The sequence below is a fragment of the Streptomyces sp. PA03-5A genome (assembly GCF_033792725.1).
GTDB lineage: Bacteria > Actinomycetota > Actinomycetes > Streptomycetales > Streptomycetaceae > Actinacidiphila.
On record NZ_JARAVL010000035.1, the window covers coordinates 51226 to 72100 of the forward strand.

Here is a 20875-nt window from a genome sequence, read left to right on the forward strand (position 1 = left end):
CCCTCATGCCGACCTCGATTGCTCTCTGGTTCGAGCACTTGCCCGGAAAGCACTGGCACAACGATCTTCGGTTGCACATCGGAGGTCACCGTCACACCTGCGACTCGTACTACCTGACGCTGAAGTCGCGGCACCTCGGCGCGAATCTGACACGCCTGCTAGAGCAGTGGATAGAGCAGGTCAACGAGCTCAAGGGCGCAGGCGGCACGGCCTACCTGCCCTACGACTTCTCGGACCAGTGCACAGCATGGCTTCGCGTCTCCTCCACAGACGGGCATGCCGCAGTCGTCCAGGCCGGCTGGAGCCTCATCGAGGCATGGGGCATCGACCCCTCGGACTACCGCGCGACAGCGCCAGACATCACGGACTTCAAGCCGATCGCGAACGCTCAGATCGAGTGCTCACTGGACGACCTCGCCACGCATATCGCGATCAACCGAGGCAGCCTCGCGACACTGAGACACTAGGGACTGTTCCGACCGGACGCCGGTGGCGACATCTCAGCTTGTCCGCAGGGTGAGCGCACGGACCAACCGGTCCACTGATCGCCCGGTCTTGGGCGTCAGTGCGATGATCAGCTCATCGACGCCGAGCAGGGCGTATTCATCGATGATGCGGGCCAGATCGTCGGGTGTGCCGGCGAACGCGCTGTCGTTGTCGTCCACTCCCGGGTGGTCGGGATCCGCTACGGACACGCCCACCGTTACGTGTAGCGAGCCCACTTCCCGGTCCTCGTCGGCCAGCGCCCTCTCCATCGCGGCAAGCCGTGCACGCAGCCGGTCGTCGGGCGCGCCATGCCAGGCGGTGTTCCAGGCCTGGGCGTGACGTGCGGTCAACCGCAGCAGGCGTGGGCCGTCTCCGGCGACAAGCAGTGGAATTCGTCGGTCGGGCGATGGCATCAGCAACGCGTTCCGCAAACGGTAGAACTGACCGGGCGTGGTGACGACGGCGCCACGCAGCAGCCCACCGACGATCTCCAAGGTCTCCTCGAAGCGCGCGAGACGGTGATCGTTCGGGAAGCCGTACGCCTCGTACTCCAGGCCAGGGAATCCGGCGCCGAGCCCCAGCACAAGGCGTCCACCGCTGATCCCGTCGACCGTTGCTGCCATCTTCGCCAGCAGCGCCGGATGCCGAAACGAACTGCAGGTCACCAGCGTGCCCACCGTCACCCGCCGGGTGGACGCGGCCAACGCGGACAGGATGGTCCATGCCTCCAACACGCCTTCTGGCGGGTTACCTGGCGGCTCGCTCACGAGATGGTCACAGATCCACACTGAATCCAGCCCCGCGGATTCTGCGTGCAGGGCCAGCGCGCACACGTCCGGCCAGCCTGGCATCCGACCCTGTCCGTCCGACTTGGACATCGGCAGCGTCACACCAATCCTCATGGGTGGACAGTCAACCAGGTTCGCAAGAGCGAGGCCTGGGCCGCGCAGGGAAAGTCGGCGTGACCGAACCGGCTTGTCACGCAGGGCTGTCTCGTTCAGCAATGCGTCGCTGCAGGTCGTAGGGCGTTGGTGGTGCGCATGCGTCACACCAACGTCGTTCCGGACCGGGGTCCCACCACCGGGACTCGATCACAACTCAAGACAGACCCTTGTCGGGTCTCGGTTGATGCTGGACGTTTTGGCGTCGGGTGATGCTTGACGTTTGGGCTAGATGATTTTTCGTTTGTTGCACTCCCCGGATTTGCGGACGACTACTCCCTTGGTGGTGGTGCGGGGGACGGTGGTGATCAGGTCGTTGCCGTGGAAGACCTGGATGACGGTGTCGTCGAGGTGGGCGGTGACGACCTGGCGGGCCCGGATGCGCCCGCCGCAGGTCACACACCAGCGCTTCCACCGCGGACGGGATCCGGTGCGGACACGACGCCGGGCGGTGCGAACGGTCCGCCAACCCTGAAAGGCCGGTCTGCTCGTACTTGCGCACCCAGGCATGCACGGACTGCCGGGAGACCCCGTAACGTGCCGCGACCTCGACCACCGGGGCGCCGGCGGCCACTTCCATGACCGCGTGATACCGCTGCTCGACCACGCTCAACTCCACCAGCACGGCCCCGGCCCTCCCGCGCGCGCCGAATCAGACGCGTACAGCAAAGCCGAGGCAAGCGGTGTCAAGCATCAGGTGAAGCCACACTGTCAACCATCAACCGAGACAGGACACTCAAGACAGACCCTAGCGCGGTAAGAGTTTCTCTACTTCATCAAGACACCCGGCGTCGCTCACGCTCCGCCGGGCGCGCGGCCCGCGTCCGGCCGCGCCCACGCTCCTGCCTCCGAGCATGGCCAGGGGGGCCTTACACTGGCCGCGGATCGGGCTGGCTCCTGCCTGCCCGCTGGTCTCCGCGCGTCAGCCCTGCGTCCCGACTGGGAGGTAGCCGTCCTGGGGGGCAGCAAAGCCGGGTGCGGTCGTCCGATCGCCACTGGCAAGATCGGGCCATGGGTTTGAACATTATGGTCGGTGTGCTCGTTGATGCCGAGGACGACTACGCCGAGATGGTCCGCGCTGACTTTGCTGTAATCGGCGAGCTACTGGAGCGTTCGGGGGCGCGACAGTGGACCGAGCCTGATCCGGTTGTGGCAGAGGACGCAGAGTTCGAGATGTGGGGCTACTCGGGCTTGCACACCGTTCGTCGTCTTGCCGTCCATCTTGCGGCGGCCGGATGTCTTCCCGAGCCGTTGGATCAAGCCCAGCGTGCGAGTGACGACCCGCTCCTGAACAAGTTCTATGAGGCCCTCCCAGGTGATCCTCCTGGACCGTTCGACCATCTGATCCATCATTCGGACTGCGAGGGCTACTACGTCCCCGTCGACTTCTCCCACGTCATCGTCGACAAGAAGGCGCCGGGCGGCTACCTCGGCTCCTCGGTGCGACTGCTGGCGGAAACCCGTCGGCTCGCTGAAGCCCTCGGTCTTCCTGAAGACCTCGATCCGCACTCCGAAGAGGTCTTCGAAGTCGCCGATGCCGAAGAGCCGGCCACCGAGGGATGGCAACGTTACGGCGTCGAATCGTATGTCTGCCTGCAACTTCTCCAGGCCGCGAAACTCTCGATCGCGACCGGAGCCGCCATCGCCTTTGTCTGAGCCGGGGATCGGGCGTGCCATAGCCGTGCCAGGTGAGGCAGTGCCGAACGGGGAGCCACGGGAAACAGCGGTGACGCGGCAGCGTTGCCGCAGCTCAGCGTCCGCCCAGGTGAGGCAGGGTCCGCAGCCTCAGTCTTCCAAACTGGGGACCATAATCTCCGTGTGACTAAGCCGACAGACATGAGCGAGCGTGAGTACTTCGGCCACCTCGCGAGGCGACCAGGCATGTTCGTTTCGCCGAAGTCCGTGCACTCGGTGATGGCCTTCATCGTGGGCTACGACCAGGCCGCGCGTCGGCATGGCGGGCGTGGCTTGGACGGATGGCGCGAATGGCTAGCGTCGCACTATCAGGTCGGAAGCAATCTGATATGGGAAGCCCAGATCTGGCAGATCGCCTTCCCGGGATGGAAGGGCGGGTGGGAGGTCACAACGGAACAGGAAGACCACGTCCTCCAGGTGCTCTTCGAACTGCTCGACAAGTTCCTGTCCGAACGGGAAGCGCGCCACAGCTGAGTGTCTAACTGCGCTACAACGGCCCCGTACTGGGGCGCACAACCACGGACGCTCGCGGACAGTTCACGCAGGTCGCTGGTGGTCCGGCCGCAGGTCACGCAGGCGCGCCCATTGCTTCGGGACGAAGAGGCCAGCTTCCCAAGGGCCGTCTGACGGCGACGTCGCTCCGCAGGAGTATGCTCCCCGAGCTGACAGGCTCCGCAGTTCCGAGTGAGAAGAGATCGACCGATGCATTCGGGCTTGCGCAGAGTCGGCGGCGCGCTCATGTGGCTTCTCAGCCTGGCATGGTTTGCCCGGAACTCGATGACTGGACACGGACTGTGGAGGATCTTGTCTGCCGTCGTCCTGCTGCTGGGATTGATCCTCGCGGCCCTTGCGCTCTGGGAGCGTATACACCCTCTGCCCAAGCGCCGGCGAGCGCGGGAGCGCGAGCACGATGGCAAGGGCTGACATCGACGGGCGACATCAACGTATCCGTACGGCGACGGATCGCACCGGATGCCGGACGACCTGATGTCGCTGATGACTGCGGGTTTCTGCAGGCGGAATGAGACCGCGATCGAACTCCTAGAGCGGATGTCGCCCGCGCGTCGAGCACCATCTCTGGGCCGTCTCTGGGCCGTGCGAGGACAACCGGTGGCACCCAATGATGACCAATGACGACCACTCCGGGACTGTGGCATAGGCCCGTGACCTGTGGAAATGCAGGTCAGCGTGATCGGTCGCAAGACCCAGGGCAAGAAGAAGTAAGGATCGAGATCACGCCCCGACCTGCGCTTATCGCGCCGATCGGGGGCGTTTTCGCGGCCTGGGCCCGGTCGGGGCCCTCAGCGCCTCGGGCGTCCACGCCCAGGCTGCTGCTGTCAGAGTGCTATCGCTGGAATCTGCCTGGCGTTCGCGCTCGCCGGCTCTGATTGGATGCCGCAATGCATGAGCTAGGCACTCACCCGGAATCCGGTCTGACGAAGAACATCTGGACCGACGCCGACTTCGACGAGATGGGGTGGCACGACGTCACCATCCACGGTATGTGCGTGCAGCCAGGGGCCTCCGATGACGCACTGCCGCGTCTGCTGCTCGACATTGACTACATCGTCCGCTGGGTGCATCCAGTAGGCCGCTCAAGGAGGAACAGTCAGACAGGCGCCATGATCAGCGGGCCGATCATCCGCTGGCCAACCTGCCTCGCCAGCCACCGCGCGCGCTCCGCCTCGAACTTTTTGACGTGCACGAACACCGTGTGCAGGACGCCAGGCTCGTCCAAGTACAGGTCATGGGCGTTGACGGTCAAAGTCACGTATGCCCCGCGGTCCCCGCACCGGCCCAGACCTACCTCAGGTGCCGCCGGCCATGCCGAGAAGTCCCAACGCGCGATGGCCGGCGCTCTGCCTGACGCGTCCAGCAAGACTTCTACTTCGCTCGTCGACCGGCACCAGTCGGTGAGGTACACCGGCAAGTGGTCGGCTGCCACCAATTCGCCCTTGCCTGAGCGGACCGCCCGGCCAATTCCATACGCGTACCACTCTGCACCGGGCGCAACGTTAAGGATGCTCGCCAGGTCCTCAGCTGAGTGAGCAATGGTTTCGAAGTCCACCGTCATCCCGCCGGTATCAGCGAGCTCAAGGAGGTCGTGGACCACACGGAGCGCTTCAGCAAGGTCTCCGGTCCGAAGAATCGGGGCAGCGTACGAGTTGGACACCCAGGCAGTGTGCCAGGCGAGGTTCGTGAGCGAAGATTTGGGCCCCGACCGTGCCCGAAGCGTGCCCGGCCGGGCGGTCAACTGCGGTCAATCAAGGCCCCGACGAGCCCCCAAGCGGCGCTATCGACGGCTTCTTTGGGCAGGTCAGAGACGGATCGGGGTCCCCGAGACTGGTGATTCCCAAGCTCAAGGCTCCGATTACCCGGGTAAGGCTTGTCCCGCAATTGATCTGCCACATAATCGTGTCGCTCTGTCAAAACCGCGTGGCATACTCCTCCCTTGATCACGGGGGCGCGCAGCCCCCGACCTGGGAGGGTATGGCTGTGCGCAGGATGATGTGGGCCGCCGTGGCGGTAGCGGTCATGGCGCTCGGAGCCGCGGGTTGCGGCACCAGCGACGCCGACACCGGGGTGTCCGCGGCCCCTGTGACGGCGTCGCCTCAGCCTCGACCTGCGAGCACCGGACCGCTCACGAAGGAGGTCGTGCGGGCGGACCTCGACACCTCGGCGGCGGACGCCGGCCTTCCGGCGAACGTACCGGAATACGCCGGTATGTACGAGGACGCCGAGGCGGGCACGCTACAAGTGTGCGGCATCGGTTTTAAGGGCCTCGGTACCAAGAGCACCCCGCTCGACGTCCCCCGCTGGGAGGCGGTGGTGCGTGAGCTGCGCGAACGCGGCTGGCGGCAGGCCCGGAAGCCGGAGAAGCGCAAGTACATCACCGGGGTGACCTACGAGGCCATCGTGGTCCTCAAACAGCGCGGCTGGACCATCGTCGTGGGCTACCTGAACCTCCATAACGACGGCGCGATCACCCTGACGGCGGACGAGGACGCGTGCATTAAAAAGCTCCCACGCGACGCAAGTCCGGTCGGCTGACCGGCCACTCCTCGCGTGGGAAGGCGAACCCCTGATCAGTACGGGACAGCCCGTAGCCTTGGCATGTGAGCGAATCGGCAGACATCCTTACTTGGCTCCAAGAGTGCTACTTCGCCCACTGTGATGGGGATTGGGAACACCAGTGGGGAATCAAGATCGAAACGCTCGAACCTAGGGTGGACTGTCCGGATCGAGATCAGTGGGAAGGTCCTCGAAGGCCGCAGCTACTCGAAACAGAGCATCGCGCGCAGTGACGATGTTTGGGTTGAGACATGGCGCTCTCACAGCACGCATTCCAGGCTGCCTGCGGACCGGAGAACCTCGCGGAGGTTCTAACCCTGTTCCGGGACTGGGCGCTGACCACTGACATCCAAGCCTGACATCAACGGCGGCAGATGACTATGCATCCCAACACTCCGTGATGGAGGCGACACACCTCGCCGGTTGCCGCTGACTAGAGCAGGCACAACGGGCGAATCGAACTTACAAGGCAGATGTCGGCGACGACGTCAAGCGCCTCAGCCGACGCACGGTCCCGCTATGACTCCACAGGGGCTTCGGCATCCCAGGGATCGATGCCCAGGTCCATGAACCGGCTGGCGTCGCGACCGTGGAGGAACCGTGCCCCTGTATAGGGGAGTTCGAAGGTCCAGTGCTCGGGCAGGTCGCGGGCTGCGTAGCGGCAGAGAAGATCGACCATCCCGAAGTCGAAGGCGGCCCAGCACCCGGGGGCTGCCCACTGCCGGTGCCAGATTACCGTGGTCCACTCGTTGGGGTCCGGTGTGTCCGCGCGCCAGCACAGCAGGTCGGCCTCCGTAGTCAGCCCCCAGCCGACGAGGAGTTCGGGCGCGTCGTACTCCTCCTCTTCAGCCCCAACGCATGGCAAGAGTCGAGGTCAACCGCTACGAGTCCGGAAGCCTGGGCGTTGACCGGCAGTGACACCTGGAGTCCGCAGCTGACCAGAGCGATAGCCCCTCGGGCGTTCTGAGGCTTCAGGGAAGCAAGTCACCCCGGTTCACGCAGTTGTACGAGCCGTCGTCATTGCGCCCCACGCTGTTGTACGACCAGCAGTGCAGCATGGGCGCGAGCGTCCACATCCGCAGTGCCATGAGGACGCCGAGGCAGGCGACAGCAGCCCGTCCGCCGTAGGACCGCCATCCGGAGAGCGCCAGTCCGCCGACGGCCACCAAGGCTGCGAACCCCAGCACGTACACGGCCAGCGGCGCCAGGTTGTCCCGCAGCCCGGGAAACGACTCCATCTCGATGGTCCCCAGGAAGCTGAACAACACCACGAGTACGGCAATGGCGAATACGAGGGCGGCCGTGCAACCACGGGCTGCGCGCGCGTATGGCTCGAGCGTGACCTCGCCCTGCTCGGCGGCATGCTCTCCGTTCACGGCACCTCCTCGTCTGCGGTGAGCCGCGATCGTAACGGGCCGACGGGGCCCGGCAGGAGGCGAGCCAACGCCGGCTCACCGCCCAAGAGGCGCACTTGGCAGACCCACTGAGCGCCATTCCAGGCCCGAGACAGCTTGTCGAATGCGTGTTGGAGTCGGCAAGCAAGGCTCCGTCAGACCACGCGACTGTGCAGGCCAGCCGCCTACTGCGGGCGAACGAGCGGGGCGCCTTCTTAGCGCTCGGGCACATCCGCCGATCACTGGGGCACGATCGGCGCGCCTTGGCCAGGATGCGCATCTGCTGTCTCCCGATGGAGCGGCGTGGTCCTGCGTCCGCCGGCGGCCTGCCGTAAAGCCGCCTGGATCGGAATCCGATTGCCCCGTCGCGGCCGGCTGCGCATCCTGCTGGGATGCGTTTCTCGATCAACATCCCCAACTTCGGTGACTTCGCCGACCCCCGTAACGTCGCGACCGTGGCGGCTGCCGCCGAACAGGCCGGCTGGGACGGTCTCTTCGTCTGGGACCACGTACTGCACCGGCAGCACCAGGGGCGTCCCTTCGGGGACCCTTGGATGCTGCTGACCGCGGCCGCGTTGGCGACCTCCCGGATCCGGCTGGGCACCCTGTTGACGCCGGTCCCTCGTTACCGTCCGCAGCAACTTGCCCGCCAAGTGGCCACCCTGGAGCACCTCAGCGGCGGCCGGGTGATCTTCGCCGCGGGTCTGGGCGGTCCCATCGAGGACGAATACCGCAGTTTCGGCGACGCCGCCGAGCCGCATCTCCTCGCCGAGCGGCTGGACGAGGGACTGGAGCTGTTGAGGCGCCTCTGGTCCGGCGAGCCGGTAACCCACCACGGCCGGCACTATGAAGTCCGGGACGTCACCCTGCTGCCCGCCACCGTGCAGCGGCCCGGTCCTCCGGTGTGGATCGGCGGGTTCTGGCCGCGTCGCCCGCCCATGCGGCGGGCAGCGCGGTGGGACGGCGCGGTGCCGCTGTTCGAGACTGCCCGGCATGGCCATGTGCCGGATGCGGCGGAGGTACGGGAGCTGGTCGGCTACGTGCGCAAGCAGCGTACGGCCGGGGCCGAACACCCCTTCGAATTCGTGCTCGGCGGTGCCACGCCCCCGGACGCGGCCAGGGCCAAGGACGTGATCGGTCCGCTGCACGACGCGGGCGCCACCTGGTGGGACGAGCGACAGGTCCAGACCGGCCCCGACCTGGATCGTCTGCCCCCGGTGCTGCGCCGCATTGAGGCGGGGCCGCCGGTGGTCTAATCAGCCGTTCGGGGTGCGCCGGTGAGCACCACGTGCGGCAGGCCGTGACAGGTGAGTTCGGCGCGGAAGCGGCCGGTCATCCCGGAGCGCAGGTGCTCCCCGTCGCGCAGCCCGTCGTCCTCGAAGGGCACGCCGGCGTCGTCGGCCAGGTGACTTCGTCGAATGTGGCGTCGGGGCGGATCGTCAGCGGGCGCGCGTACTTCTCCTCACTGTACGTGCGCCCGCACTCGGGCACCCATCGCGTCGCCTCCCACGCCCCTCCGCGCGCCCGGTAGCGCTCGGCCAGGGCGCGGGCCATGGTGGTGGTGCCGGTCGACGCCGCGCCGACGACCACCGCCCGGCGGGCCAGGGCCGCCCGTACCGGCGCGGCCATGGCGGAGTTCAGGAGGCCGCGCCGCGCAGGAATGGGGCTTGAGGCCACCGGCGCGCGCACGCTGCTCGACGCGTGCGCGGCGTCGGCACGATCGGGCCGACTCCGCTGCAACAGAACCCGGCCCTGTCCCCTGGTGCGAGTGGCAACGGCCGGGGTCAGCCAAACAGACCACCTATACCCCAGGGACACCCGGCCCGGGTGCCTCACGGGATAAGATCCGGTGAACCGGATTTCGTCGTGGTCTCAAGGACAATGGCAGCAGGTCGGCAAAGCAAAGGCAATACCTTTGCGGTGCGATACGGTTCCAAGAATGGCCGCAAAATGCTCATCCTGCAGCCGGCCGGAGCCCTGACCTGGCAGTACGGGCCGACCGCACGGAAAGCCGCGAGGCGTGGTTGTCCGGATTTCGCCCACGCTGCCGTCACGCGCGAAATCAATTCAGGATACCGGGTGGACCGATCCCCGGCGTGGGCTCCACTCTGCCCATGGAGGCCCCTCACCGCCGGGCTGCAACCCACGGTGACATCCCCGGGGCCGAGCGAGTGGCAACGAGCATGGGAGGTCCCCCGGCGTGCCGCATGACACGCACACAGATCATTCGTCCACCGAAGAACCCCAACAGAGAAGTCGCGGTATCCGTATACCCACAGCGGTCGTTGTCGTCCTGGTCGCATTGGTCCTGGGAATCGCGTTCGCCTCGCGTATCCGGATCGACGTCCACTTCGCGGCACCGACACTGCCGGCCCTGATAGCGGCGGAGCTGATCCGCCGGCTCGTCCGTTCCTTCATCTCACCGAAGGACCGGTAGGCGCCGGAAAGCACGAGTCGGCGCAGCGGCCACGCCCGCTGCGCCCGACGGGCGTCCGTCGGACGTCCGTCGGACGTCCGACAGAATGGCTCCGTGACCCGCGAAATCGGACCCCACCGCCGTGCCGCAGACCCGGTCCGGACCCGTCTGACGGCAGCCGCGGCCGCGGTGATCACCGTCGGTGCAGGGCTGGGGCTCCGGGCCGTGGCGGAGGGGAGCGTGGCCAAGTACGGCGGAGACGCGCTCTACACCGTCCTGCTCGTCACCCTCGCCGTTCTGGTGGCGCCCCGGGTGAGGCCCCTGACGGCGGCCGGAAGCGCCCTGGCCGCCAGTTGGGTGATCGAGTTCCTGCAGCTCAGCGACGTGCCCGCGGAGCTCGCCCAACGCAGCCTCGTCGCCCGTCTCGTGCTCGGCTCCACCTTCAATCCGCCGGACCTGCTCTGGTACGCCTTCGGCGCGGCGGCGGGCTGGCTCATCCACACCGCGGTGTGCTCCTTCCTGGCACGCCGGCGTACGGGGCACCGCTGACCTAATCCCACCACCCCGGTTCAGCGCGCGGCGAGCCGTAGCGCCATCTCCCGGGCGGAGGAGGGCACTCCGCGGACGGGCTCCCCGTACTGCGGGTGTGCCTGGTCGAGGGTGGGGACCAGGGAGCGGGACCGCTCCTCGGGTACGCGTTCCAGGACCGTCGTGCCCGTCTCCGCCTCCAGGGCCGGGGCGTAGCCCGCCGTGCGCAGGGCGGCGAGGGTCTCATCCGGGGGCGCCGTGGAGATCAGCACCGTCGGCGCGATCCGTCGCAGGCCCAGCTTGGCGAGGCCGCGCGTCTGCGCGACCTCCGCGATCAGCGTCGTGTCGTCGGAGCGGATGCAGCACGCCGAACGCACCACCCGCAGCCGCCCATGGCTGCGGGCGACGTCCTTGACCGTGTACGTCAGCGGTTGCGGCAGTTCCGTTCCCGGCCGGCATACGGCGGTGAGGCGTTCGAGGATGCCGTCGGCGTCCCATCCCGCGTCGAAGGCCCGGCGCAGGGAGGCGGGTGTGATGCGCCAGACCACGGCGTGCCCCTCGGACTCGATGTCGCCGACCGCCGACAGCAGCGCCGCCAGATCGGGCGCGGGGGTGCCGGTGACGGTGGCCGTGGAGTCGGCCTGGAACCGGGCCGTGGTGCTCGGCGGCGGCAGCAGCGAGCGCAGGGCCTCGCGCAGCGCCGCCACCGCCTTGGCCAGGGCCGGGCGCTCGGCCAGGCCCTCCCCCAGCCGGTCGGCACCCTCGGCCGCCGGGTCGGCGTCCGCGCCGGGCACAGCCGGGTAGTGGCGGGCGGCCCCGGCGTCCAGGAGGCCGGCGACCGCGCGGCCGACTTCGGTGAGCGCGCCGTGGGTCACCAGGCCGAGCAGCTCCGCCTCCGCCAACGTGGCCTCGAGGCGCCCTTCCAGGTCCTCGTCCTCGTAGGGCGCGATCAGCACCGGCCGGAACCAGACGGCGCACTCCAGTAGTTCGTCGCGTCCCTCTCCCCCGGCGGTCAGCCCGTACCCGTCCGGCAACGTGGCCAGCGCCTGGAGCACGCCGTGCCGCAGTGGCGCCGCGTACGGGTCCTGGGGGCTGATCAGCGCGACCGGGGTCTCGCCCTCGTCGGGCCAGTACGTGAACACCTCCGGGACCACGGCCCAGGCGGCCGTCAACGGCAGCAGCTTCCCGGCGGGCGTGGCCGCGGCCCAGGCGTCGTAGCGCTCGCTGGGCAGCAGCCGCGCCGGTTGCGGCGGAGTGGCGGGACGTCGGCGCCCCCGGCCGCGAGGGGCGGGTTCCGCCTTCTCGGCCTGAGGAGCGGCAAGGCCCGCGTTCACCGCCAGGTCCAGCCACAGCCGGGTGTGTGCCTCGCTCGTCCCGGCCGCCTTGGCCAGTCTCCTGGTGTCGCGCACCGCGATCCCGCCGGCCTTGCGCACCGCCACCGGTCGCGCGGCCAGTTCCCGCAGCACCAGTTCCGCCCGCCATGCGGCGGCTCCCGCCGCCACCGCGCCCTGGGCCGCCCAGTCCGGGGGCAGCCGGGTGACGCACGTCAGCGGTTCCGGGTCCAGGCTCGGCGTGGGCGCGGGCTGATCCCCGCGCAGTGCGTGACCGACCTCGTACGGCAGTTCCACCAGATCCGGCCCGACCGGCACCACCATGCCGTGTTCGGCGAGCCAGTCGGTGCCCTCGTCCCCGCTGCCGCCCTCCCGGAACGTGTACTTGCGGTCGGGTCCCGCGTAGTCGCCGTACCGGGACACGAAGCAGTGCGTGCGCAGGAGCGGGGGTCCCTGCAGCATGTGGTCGAGCAGTTCGTGAGCCGCCGCCGGGGCGGTGGCCACCAGCTCCCGCACCCGGCCGGGGTCCGCGAGCAGTGCGCCGACCGCCGCCTGTGCGTCCGCGCGGGTGCGCTGCTCGATCCCGAGGGCGGCGGCGATCCGTTTGATCTCCGGCGCGTTGTACGCCTGTGTGAACAGCAGGTCGGCCGGCCTGCCGTAGCCGTCCATCCGGGCCGCCGACGTGTGCAGCAAAGACGGCAGCGCCAACCGGCCGCGCGGCGCGGGGAGCACCAGCGCCCGCTCCCGCAGCCGTTGCAGCGCTTCCGCCGTCCTCTCACGTGGCGTGCCGCCCTGCTCCAGCCAGTCCAGCACGTCCGCCTCGGGCACCAGCCGGGTGTAGGGGTCCACCGGCGGCGGCGCCGGGCGCCAGCCGTACGCGTGCTGCTCGGCCGCGGGCACCGGCCCGTACGTCTCCAGGGCCCGGGCCGCCACGCACGCCAGCAACTGCGCCTCGCCCCCTGTCCCCGCAGCGACGGCGCGCTCCACGGAGTCGTCGGTGAGGAGGTGCTCCGCCAGTTGCCGGAACGTGGTGACCGGCGCATAGCCCGCGGCACGCGGCAGTTCGCGCTCTTCCAGCAGGGCGGTCAGGGGCTCGGCGGAGAGCCCGGCGAGCCACTGTTCCAGGGCAGTACGTGCATGCACCCCCTGAGCCTAGAACAGTCCGAGTCCCCCGATGGCACCCCTCTCGCGATGCACTTCGCCTCGGAGGCGCCGTACCGGCGGGAGCAAGGTGCGGCCTCACGACACGGCATGCCGCCGTGCCGTGGGGCCGCGCCCCGCAAGGAGGCTGGTCAGAAGCCCAGGCTCCAGGTGTCGAGGTAGCCGGGAAGGACGATGAAGTTGCCGGGGGTGTTGTCCCTGACCCGGAGCTTCCAGGTGCCGTTGGCCGGGACGGTGGAGGCGTCGACGGTGAACGTCTGGTGCAGTTCGGGGATCGCGACGGGGCCCTGCGACCAGCCCTTGACCGGGATCACCCGGCCGTCCTCGCTGACCAGGTCGATGACGTAGAAGCCGACGTGGACGGCGTAGAGGTCGACGGTCACCTTGAGGTCGGCCGGGGCGTTGCCGTTGCGGCCGCTGACGGTGACCGGGCTCTCGATCACCGCCCAGTTGGGGATGTCGTACCGGTTCGGGTTGACGAAGACGTCGCCGCCGGAGGCCAGGACGGTCCACTGGTAGCGGACCGTGCGGCAGTTGCCCGCCGCGTCCTTGACGGTGATCGCGGGCCGGTACTCGCCGCCCTTCACCGGAGTCCCGGAGACAAGGCCGGTCCTGGCGTTGATGGACATGCCGCGAGGGAGGCCCTTGGCGGAGTAGGTGAGGGGGCCGGGGCGGGAGCTCTGTGCCTGGATCTGCCAGGTGACCTGCTGGCCGGTCGCCGTCCGCCGCGGGTTGGTGCTGTCGATCGCGAGGTGGTCGACGAAGCGGTACCCGACCTTGACCGCGGCCCAGGCGCTGCCGACCGCCTCGTACTTCTTGCTGCCCATCCCGTAGAGGTCGGCGGCGGCCTGGAGCGTGGCAGTGCGCGCACCGGCGAAGTCCGTGGTGCTGGTCATGTAGACGGTCAAGGCGCGGTACCAGATGTCGGTGGCCGACTCGCGGCCGATGCCGGAGACCGCCTTGCCGTCGAAGGTCGGGCTGTCGTAGCTAACGCCGTTGATCGTCTTCTTGCCGCTGCCCTCGGAGAGCAGGTAGAAGAAGTGGTTCGCAGGGCCCGAGCTCTGGTGCGGGTCCAGGTACTTGGTGCCGGTGGTCCAATAGTCCTGCGACCCGCCGTAGCCCACGTCGTCCTTGGACGGCTGGTCCATGTAGCGCAGCGGTACGCCGGTGCCGTAGACGTCGACCTTCTCGGCGATCAGGTAGTCCGGCACGTCCTTGGGGCTGTTGGTGAAGAACTCCACCGCGGTGCCCATGATGTCGCTGGTGGCCTCGTTCAGTCCGCCGGACTCTCCGCTGTAGATCAGGTCCGCGGTGGCCGAGGTGATGCCGTGCGTCATCTCGTGGCCGGCGATGTCCAGGGCCGTCAGCGGCCGCTGGTTGTCCTCGCCGTCACCGTAGTTCATGCAGAAGCACTCTTCGTCCCAGTACGCGTTGACGTACCCGTCGCCGACGTGGACGTAGGAGCGCGCTCCGACGCCGTCGTCCGCGATGCCCTCGCGGCCGTAGCGGGAGTGGAAGAAGTCCCAGGTCTGCTGGGCGCCGTAGGCGGCGTCCACGGCGGCCGTCTGGAGGTCGGCCGGCGTGCCGTCGCCCCAGACGTCGTCGTCGTCCGTCATGACCTGCCGGGTGTCGTAGTCGTACGTCTCGTGGTTGCCGCGTGCGGCGTCCACCAGCTCGAAGACGTCACCGTTGCGGACGGAGCCGATCTGCACGCTGCCGTTGTGCTGGCCGGTACCCGTACCCGCGTGGACCTGCTCGACGCTCGCGAGCGGCTTGCCGGTCTTCGCGTCGGTCACCACCTGGAGCCGGCTGGGGGTGCCGTCCTTCTGGACGCCGGTGACGACGGACTCCCAGGCCAGGGTCGGTGCGCCGGTCGACGCCCAGACCACCAGGCGCGGCGCGCGGTCCACCGCGGCCTTGCGGGTCTCCTCCCGGCCGGCGATGTCCAGGGCCACTTTCCGCGCCTTGGCCGCCGCGAGCGCCGGCTTGGTCGTCGGCACCGTGAGCTTCGCGCCGGACGCCTTGGTGACCGTCCGGGCGCCGGCCCGCTCGTGCACCACCAGGTCGCCGCCGAGGACGGGGAGACCGGCGAAAGTCCGCTCGTACCGCGTGTGGACGGTGCCGTCGGCGTCCTTGACGACGTCCCTCGGTATCAGCTGCTCCTCGTCGCCCAGCTTCAGCGACTCGGCCGTACCGGCGCTCGTCGCGGCGGCGGCCTTGAGTATCTGCCCGCGCTGCGCAGCGGTGAGCGGGACCGTCCGCGCTCCGGGCACGGAGGACGCCGCGGTCCCCTGCGGGCTCTCCTGTGCGCCCGCCGAGGCGAGGGGCAGGACGGACGCGATGAGCGTGGCCATGGTGACGGTCGCGGTCGCCACGGCGCGTCTGCGCCCTGACGACCGGGCTGCGGATGGCGTGGACCGGGTGGCGCGGAAGGTGCTCGTCACTCCTGGGACTCCTTGTGAGTGGGGGCGATGCGGGGGCGGGTGAGGACGTGGCTGCGTCGGAGCCGCCCTCGCCCCCTGAAGTGGCCCGAACACAGCCCCAGATGCTTGCAGCGGCCGGTCCCCCTGTCACGAGTGCGGAGATCATTGTCCGGATTCCGGAGAGAGGCTCGCTGGGGTGTCACAAAGCGGCGGCCCATCTGGTCTGTTCGACCTCGCGGGAGGTACTCGGCGCTGCTCGGCAGCCCGCTCCGGACGTCGACTGCCGCCTGCCGCGGGGCCCGCCCCGCGAAGGCACCGTCGGTGCACGAAGCTCCCGCCGTCGCAGGTCAGCCGGACACCGACAGCTGCCCACTCGCACCCCTCCGGACCGGTGGCGGTCCCCGGCCGCAAGGGCAAGCCCCCGGAGCCGGTTGCCTCGCACCGCCGCGCCGACGCCTGGGCCCGCATCGTGGGCACGTCACCTCGCGCCACGTGAGGACGGGACGGTTTCCGGCCAATTTGGCCGCCGGACGACCCTGCCGCACACTCGGCGCGACACCCCCGCCGCGCGCTCTGGACGTCGCACCGGGCGCTGTGCGAGCATCACTGCCGGTCAGGTGCACGGCACTTGGCCTGCTTGATCCCGCCGCGCCCGCGGCCCGCAGATCTCCCTGCCCGGCAGGTAAGGGGGTCTCTTTCAGAGGAGACCCTTGTGCCCGTCGCACCTCGTCCCGCCCGGCCGACGCAGTGGCCGTTCTACCTGCGCGCGGTCGTGGACATCGTCTTCCCCGCCCACACGCTCCGCGTCATGCCCACCGCCGGACGGCCGGGCCGGCCGGGTCTCGCGTACCCGCTCCACGGCGGTCGGACGATCCACATCGTCACTGAGCCTTTTCCAACCTGATGGAGTGCGTGGGTAGTTGGGCTGGAGGGGTGGTGTCTGGACGTGAAGAAGCTCCTGGTAGACGGGTTCACGACCAAGATCGCCTGTCCACAGGAGCTTCCGCGTGCTTGTCGACTCGTCCGGCGTCGATGTGTCCACCTCGACCCTGCGCTACCTGTCCGCTCTCCTGCGGGCCCGCCGCCAGGAACGCGGAACACGTTGGCGTCGCGTGAGCGTGGGCCGCCAGGCCCTGCTGGTTCTCGCGCACCTGCGTTCCGGCCATACCTACGCCCAGCTGGCCGCCGGGTTCGGCGTAGGCACCACCACCGCCTACCGGTACATCGCCGAGGCCATCGACGTCCTGGCAACCCTCGCACCCACTCTCACCGATGCGATGAATACCGCCTCCCACCAAGGCATTCGTGATCCTGGACGGCACGCTGCTGCCGATCGACCGGATCGCAGCCGACCGGCCCTTCTACTCCGGGAAACACAAGAAGCACGGCATGAACGTGCAGGTGATCACCGATCCGGCGGGGCGACTGCTGTGGGCCTCGCCCGCGCTACCCGGCGCGGTCCACGACAACAAGGCCGCCCGCAGCCACGGCATCATCGACGCCCTGGAAGAAGCCGGCGTGGAGTGCTGGGCCGACAAGGGCTACCGGGGCGCCGGCGGCACCACACGGCTGCCCTACTGGGGTCGCTGGGAAACGCTCTCCACAGGTCAGCAGGCCGTCAACCGCTCACACGCGAAGATCCGCGCGCTCGTCGAGCGGGCCATGGCCACTCTCAAAGCCTGGCGACTCCTACGCAAGCTCCGCTGCAGCACCACCCGCGTAACCAGCCTCGTCCAGGCCGTCCTCACCCTGCACCTGACCTGCTCAAACTGAGGTGGGAAACAGCTCACTGACGCCGTCCCGGTGGCTGCTGCAGTGCAGGCGTTGGTGGCGACCTGCCATGCCCAACCCAGTGAGGCTACGCGGTCACGGCACTGGGGTCAGGTCCTGGCCGCCGTATCCGTGATGGTGACCACTTCGGTGGCGGGCACCTCGTGACCGTCGTCGTCGAGGAAGCCCACGTGGACGGGGCGGCTGGTGGAGCGCGTCCGTCGCAGCGCGGAGGGGCCCGAGGGGCGCGGGCGGTGGTGGTCGCCCCACTGCTGGAGCGCTGATAGCACCACCCGCAGGTCTCGCCCCGCCTCAGTCAGGTGGTAGCTCTGCCGAGGCCTGCTGCCCGGTTCCCGATATGCCTGCGTACACAGCACGCCGCTCTCGACGAGAAGCTTGAGCCGGGCGCTGAGCAGGTTGGTTGCGATGCCTAGGGACGACTGGATCTCCGCGAATTTATGTTTCCCGGTGAGGATCTCGCGGAGCACCAGAAACGTCCAGCGCTCGCCGAGAATCTGCAGGCTGCGCTCGATGGAGCAGGCCGGCTCGTTGTTCATGGGGCTTGACCCCTCCCCTTGGGTTGACACTGTCCACCTCCCGCGCAATACACGTCCCCGACTGGAGCATTTCGGACAATACTCTCCTGGATCTCGTATTGCAATCCAGACCCCGCGCTGCACGAAGACCTCCACACGCAACGGCGCGAATGCAGCAGGCGTGCGAGCCCACCCCTGCCGCAATCCTGACCGTCGACGGCTTCCAGGGAGCCCCACGCCATAGCGCAGACCTCGCATGCCTCACCCTTCACACCCCGCACCCCTCGCCGGAGTCGGCACCTGGGGCCGCCCGCCCCGCCTCCCTCCGCCGACACACCCAGAACCGCCCGCGACCGAAGTTCACGAAACCCCCCATATCTCTACAAATAGGAAGCAATCGCATCTAATCCGATCTACCCTGACTTGCGTATATAAATCCAACCGCTAACGTTGAAGTCGTGAGCGGCCCTGCCCCCAGCCCGACCGACAGACGATCACCCGCCACGAGCCAGCCGGAAACAGGGCGTGCCTTCTGCCGCTCTGGACGGGTGCTTTCGCCGCAAGGCCTGCCAGGGGCCCGGCGCAGCCCAACAGGTCGCACAGAGAGAGGATGATCGATGAGCAGCTCCACCGGAACGCCGTTCACCACAGTCCGGACGGCCGCTGAAGCCGCCGGCACCGGCACGGCGATAGCCCTGCTGGATGCGAATAAGAGGGTGGTCGGATGGACGCGGGCCGCCGAGCAGCTCGTTGGATACCCACCGGCGGACGTGGTGGGCTGCCCCGCGGCGACCCTCCTGGTGGACAGCGAGGACCGAGCGAAGGCATCGGCGTTCTTCGAGCCGGGCGCAGCCCGCGGTCGGTCCGGCTTCGTCAAGGTCCGCCACCGCGACGGCCGCAGGATCGACGTACGCCTGTGCGTGCAGTCGCTGTCCGGACACAACGGCCAGGCCCAGTGGGTCGTGTCGGCAGGCGGCAAGGGCACGCCCCCCGCCTGGGCGGCGGACCGAACGGTGCTGGAGTCGCTCCCGGGAACACTGAATCTCCCCAGCCGTCTGCCGGTCGGGGTCGTCATACGCGACACCGAACTGCGCTGCACGTGGGTGAACGACACCCAGGGCCTCAAGGACGGCATCCCCATGCCGCGACGGCTGGGCCGCAGACTGCCGGAGGCGGCTCCCGGCACCGAAGCCGCACAACTTGAGGCACTGATGCGCCAGGTGCTGCACAGCGGCGTCCCGGCACTCAACGTGGAATACCGGACGTTCCTGCCGGCGCAAGCAGCCAGGCGACACACGCTGACGGCGTCGTTCTTCCGCCTCGACGACGCGCAGGGCCGCGCCTTGGGCGTGTGCGCCGTGAGCGTGGACGCCACCGACAGCCGGCGGGCGCAAGAGCGTCTGGCGATCCTCGGCGAGGCCGGCAAGCGGATCGGAACTACCCTGGACGTGATGCAGACCGGACAGGAACTCGCCGATCTCGCGGTGCCTCTCCTCGCGGACCACGCCACCGTCGACCTGGCGGAGTCGGTTCCCCTCGGCGAGGAGCCCCTGGCACGCCTCGGCCTCAAGGGTGGTCGCACCCCCGCGTTCCGCCGCGCGGGCTTGGCCACGATCCACCCGGAGACCTCGCAGGCCCTGGCCGCGCGGGCAGAGGCGGTCATTGTCCCGCCGACGTCGCCAAACATCAGCGTCCTGCGCTCGGGGAAGTCCCACTTCGAACCGATCCTGGACACTTCGCCCGGCACGTGGGTGGATCACCACGATGCGGCACGGGCGGCGATCCACGACTGCACGGCACACTCATTGATCGTCGTCCCGATCCACGCCCGGGGTGCCGTGCTGGGTGTGGCGGCGTTCGTACGAACTGGCGACCGTGCGCCGTTCGAGGAGGACGACCTGCTCCTGGCCGAGGAACTGGTCAGCCGGGCCGCACTGTCCCTGGACAACGCCCGCCAGTACGCGCGTGAACGCTCCGCAGCCCTCGCTCTGCAACGTCACCTGCTCCCCCACCATGCGGCGGGCGGTGCGGCCGCTGACGTGGCCTCGCGCTACCTGCCGGCCGACGACCACCACGGTGTGGGGGGTGACTGGTTCGACGTGATCCAACTGCCCGGCGCCCGGGTCGCCCTGGTCGTCGGAGACGTGGTCGGACACGGCATCAAAGCAGCGGCAACCATGGGTCAGCTCCGCACTGCGGTACGCACCCTGGCCGATATGGACATGCCCCCCGATGAACTCCTGAGCCGCCTCGACGAGCAGGTCCTCCGCCTCACCGAGGCGGATGCCGACCCAGATGACCCGGCTAACACGACCATGACCGCCACCTGCCTGTACGCCGTCTACGACCCGGCCACCCGATGCTGCACGATGGCGCAGGCCGGGCACCCGCCTCCCGCGATCATCGATCCGCACGGTGGCGTCACCTTCGCCGATCTGCCTGCCGGCGCACCGCTCGGCCTCGGACTGGTCCCCTTCGAGTCCGTGACGGTTCAGTTGCCCGAGAACACAACGCTCGCCTTCTACACCGACGGCCTGATCGAGGATCGCAACCAGGACATCGACATCGGGATGGATCGCCTGGCTACGATCCTGAGCCGGCGGGGCCTCACGCTGGACGAGCTCGGCTCGTCGGTGGTGGAGACACTGCCGGCCAGGGCGCCGAGCGACGACGTCACCCTGCTCCTCGCCCGGACCCGCTCACTTGGCCCGGACCAGATCGCTTCGTGGCAGCTCCCGGCCGAACCGGCGTTCGTCAGCCGCGCCCGGGCCCTGGTCACCCGGCAACTGGCCCAGTGGGGACTGGACCGCCTCGCCCAGTCCACGGAACTGATCGTCAGCGAGCTGGTCACCAACGCCATCCGGCACAGCCAGGGCACGATCGGCCTGCGCCTCATCCGGCACGGGGCGCTGACCTGCGAGGTGTACGACACCAGCAACAACCACCCACGGCTGCGCCACCCCCAGACCACCGACGAAAACGGCCGCGGCCTCGCCCTCGTCGCCCACCTGTCCCGCCGGTGGGGAACCCGCAACGCACCCGACGGGAAACTCATCTGGGCCGAACAGCCACTGACAACCAGCCCGTGACATCACGTCCGGCAGCACGGCTCCCATCGCGTC

Annotated in this window: 17 protein-coding genes and 3 pseudogenes; 10 read left to right on the plus strand and 10 right to left on the minus strand. The window is 68.8% G+C overall.

Annotated elements, in window-relative coordinates:
• Positions 1 to 5: 5 nt before the first annotated feature.
• Complete coding sequence (locus tag PV410_RS34310; RefSeq protein WP_499511630.1) at positions 6 to 467, plus strand: hypothetical protein; 462 nt, start codon at positions 6 to 8, stop codon at positions 465 to 467.
• A 33-nt stretch (positions 468 to 500) separates the two neighbouring features.
• Here the strand turns inward: PV410_RS34310 and PV410_RS34315 are convergent, their stop codons facing one another.
• The 3 genes and pseudogenes from PV410_RS34315 to PV410_RS34325 all read right to left on the minus strand — a co-directional run.
• The gene (locus PV410_RS34315) at positions 501 to 1388 is read right to left on the minus strand and encodes an LLM class flavin-dependent oxidoreductase (protein WP_500329780.1); all 888 of its coding nucleotides are present in this window, start codon (positions 1386 to 1388) and stop codon (positions 501 to 503) included.
• Positions 1389 to 1655: 267 nt separating this feature from the next.
• On the minus strand, positions 1656 to 1826 hold the full coding sequence (locus PV410_RS34320; RefSeq protein WP_500329843.1) for a hypothetical protein: 171 nt from the start codon (positions 1824 to 1826) through the stop codon (positions 1656 to 1658).
• A pseudogene (locus PV410_RS34325) lies at positions 1804 to 2040 on the minus strand (helix-turn-helix domain-containing protein); the annotation flags it as partial. The gene PV410_RS34320 and the pseudogene PV410_RS34325, both read right to left, overlap by 23 nt.
• 398 nt (positions 2041 to 2438) lie before the next feature.
• Here PV410_RS34325 and PV410_RS34330 point away from each other — a divergent pair.
• Positions 2439 to 3083, plus strand: a complete 645-nt coding sequence (locus PV410_RS34330) for a putative DNA-mimic protein (protein WP_500329782.1) — start codon at positions 2439 to 2441, stop codon at positions 3081 to 3083.
• A gap of 180 nt (positions 3084 to 3263) precedes the next feature.
• Positions 3264 to 3596 carry a hypothetical protein gene (locus tag PV410_RS34335; protein ID WP_500329783.1) on the plus strand — a complete coding sequence of 111 codons (333 nt, stop codon included), beginning with the start codon at positions 3264 to 3266 and terminating at the stop codon, positions 3594 to 3596.
• Between the two features lie 1135 nt (positions 3597 to 4731).
• Here PV410_RS34335 and PV410_RS34340 read toward each other — a convergent pair.
• Complete coding sequence (locus PV410_RS34340; RefSeq protein WP_500329785.1) at positions 4732 to 5295, minus strand: hypothetical protein; 564 nt, start codon at positions 5293 to 5295, stop codon at positions 4732 to 4734.
• Positions 5296 to 5612: 317 nt separating this feature from the next.
• On the opposite strand from PV410_RS34340, the gene PV410_RS34345 reads away from it, so the two are divergent.
• Both PV410_RS34345 and PV410_RS34350 read left to right on the plus strand, forming a co-directional pair.
• Complete coding sequence (locus PV410_RS34345) at positions 5613 to 6173, plus strand: hypothetical protein (protein ID WP_500329787.1); 561 nt, start codon at positions 5613 to 5615, stop codon at positions 6171 to 6173.
• Between the two features lie 65 nt (positions 6174 to 6238).
• Complete coding sequence (locus PV410_RS34350; protein WP_500329789.1) at positions 6239 to 6427, plus strand: Imm53 family immunity protein; 189 nt, start codon at positions 6239 to 6241, stop codon at positions 6425 to 6427.
• A gap of 284 nt (positions 6428 to 6711) precedes the next feature.
• Here the strand turns inward: PV410_RS34350 and PV410_RS34355 are convergent, their stop codons facing one another.
• Both PV410_RS34355 and PV410_RS34360 read right to left on the minus strand, forming a co-directional pair.
• Positions 6712 to 7059 (minus strand): hypothetical protein, encoded by a 348-nt coding sequence (locus PV410_RS34355; RefSeq protein WP_500329790.1) that lies wholly within the window; start codon positions 7057 to 7059, stop codon positions 6712 to 6714.
• Positions 7060 to 7165: 106 nt separating this feature from the next.
• Positions 7166 to 7570: a hypothetical protein gene (locus tag PV410_RS34360; RefSeq protein WP_500329791.1), complete on the minus strand. Its 405-nt coding sequence runs from the start codon at positions 7568 to 7570 to the stop codon at positions 7166 to 7168.
• A 410-nt stretch (positions 7571 to 7980) separates the two neighbouring features.
• Here PV410_RS34360 and PV410_RS34365 point away from each other — a divergent pair, with 410 nt between their 5' ends.
• On the plus strand, positions 7981 to 8844 hold the full coding sequence (locus PV410_RS34365; protein ID WP_500329793.1) for an LLM class flavin-dependent oxidoreductase: 864 nt from the start codon (positions 7981 to 7983) through the stop codon (positions 8842 to 8844).
• 11 nt (positions 8845 to 8855) lie between these two features.
• On the opposite strand, the pseudogene PV410_RS34370 reads toward PV410_RS34365, so the two are convergent.
• Positions 8856 to 9208 (minus strand): annotated as a pseudogene (locus PV410_RS34370) (AAA family ATPase); the annotation flags it as partial.
• 910 nt (positions 9209 to 10118) lie between these two features.
• Between PV410_RS34370 and PV410_RS34375 the strand changes: the two are divergent.
• Positions 10119 to 10553 carry a ribosomal maturation YjgA family protein gene (locus tag PV410_RS34375; protein ID WP_500329794.1) on the plus strand — a complete coding sequence of 145 codons (435 nt, stop codon included), beginning with the start codon at positions 10119 to 10121 and terminating at the stop codon, positions 10551 to 10553.
• Positions 10554 to 10573: 20 nt separating this feature from the next.
• Here the strand turns inward: PV410_RS34375 and PV410_RS34380 are convergent, their stop codons facing one another.
• A complete protein-coding gene (locus PV410_RS34380) occupies positions 10574 to 13006 on the minus strand; it encodes a helicase-associated domain-containing protein (RefSeq protein ID WP_500329795.1) in 2433 nt (810 codons plus the stop codon).
• Positions 13007 to 13155: 149 nt separating this feature from the next.
• Positions 13156 to 15399 carry a M4 family metallopeptidase gene (locus PV410_RS34385; protein WP_500329797.1) on the minus strand — a complete coding sequence of 748 codons (2244 nt, stop codon included), beginning with the start codon at positions 15397 to 15399 and terminating at the stop codon, positions 13156 to 13158.
• A 760-nt stretch (positions 15400 to 16159) separates the two neighbouring features.
• Between PV410_RS34385 and PV410_RS34390 the strand changes: the two genes are divergently transcribed.
• Both PV410_RS34390 and PV410_RS34395 read left to right on the plus strand, forming a co-directional pair.
• Positions 16160 to 16351 carry a hypothetical protein gene (locus PV410_RS34390; RefSeq protein WP_500329799.1) on the plus strand — a complete coding sequence of 64 codons (192 nt, stop codon included), beginning with the start codon at positions 16160 to 16162 and terminating at the stop codon, positions 16349 to 16351.
• Positions 16352 to 16454: 103 nt separating this feature from the next.
• A pseudogene (locus PV410_RS34395) lies at positions 16455 to 17220 on the plus strand (IS5 family transposase).
• A gap of 107 nt (positions 17221 to 17327) precedes the next feature.
• On the opposite strand, the gene PV410_RS34400 reads toward PV410_RS34395, so the two are convergent.
• Entirely contained in the window at positions 17328 to 17774 is a 447-nt protein-coding gene (locus PV410_RS34400) for a winged helix-turn-helix transcriptional regulator (RefSeq protein WP_500329801.1), read from the minus strand.
• A gap of 596 nt (positions 17775 to 18370) precedes the next feature.
• On the opposite strand from PV410_RS34400, the gene PV410_RS34405 reads away from it, so the two are divergent.
• Complete coding sequence (locus tag PV410_RS34405) at positions 18371 to 20842, plus strand: SpoIIE family protein phosphatase (protein WP_500329803.1); 2472 nt, start codon at positions 18371 to 18373, stop codon at positions 20840 to 20842.
• Positions 20843 to 20875: the final 33 nt, after the last annotated feature.

Coding starts and splice junctions, on each gene's coding strand:
- PV410_RS34310 (WP_499511630.1), top strand. CDS start 6: ATGCCGACCTCGATTGCTCTCTGGTTCGAGCACTTGCCCGGAAAGCAC.
- PV410_RS34315 (WP_500329780.1), bottom strand. CDS start 1,388: ATGAGGATTGGTGTGACGCTGCCGATGTCCAAGTCGGACGGACAGGGT.
- PV410_RS34330 (WP_500329782.1), top strand. CDS start 2,439: ATGGGTTTGAACATTATGGTCGGTGTGCTCGTTGATGCCGAGGACGAC.
- PV410_RS34335 (WP_500329783.1), top strand. CDS start 3,264: ATGAGCGAGCGTGAGTACTTCGGCCACCTCGCGAGGCGACCAGGCATG.
- PV410_RS34345 (WP_500329787.1), top strand. CDS start 5,613: ATGGCTGTGCGCAGGATGATGTGGGCCGCCGTGGCGGTAGCGGTCATG.
- PV410_RS34365 (WP_500329793.1), top strand. CDS start 7,981: ATGCGTTTCTCGATCAACATCCCCAACTTCGGTGACTTCGCCGACCCC.
- PV410_RS34400 (WP_500329801.1), bottom strand. CDS start 17,774: ATGAACAACGAGCCGGCCTGCTCCATCGAGCGCAGCCTGCAGATTCTC.
- PV410_RS34405 (WP_500329803.1), top strand. CDS start 18,371: ATGAGCAGCTCCACCGGAACGCCGTTCACCACAGTCCGGACGGCCGCT.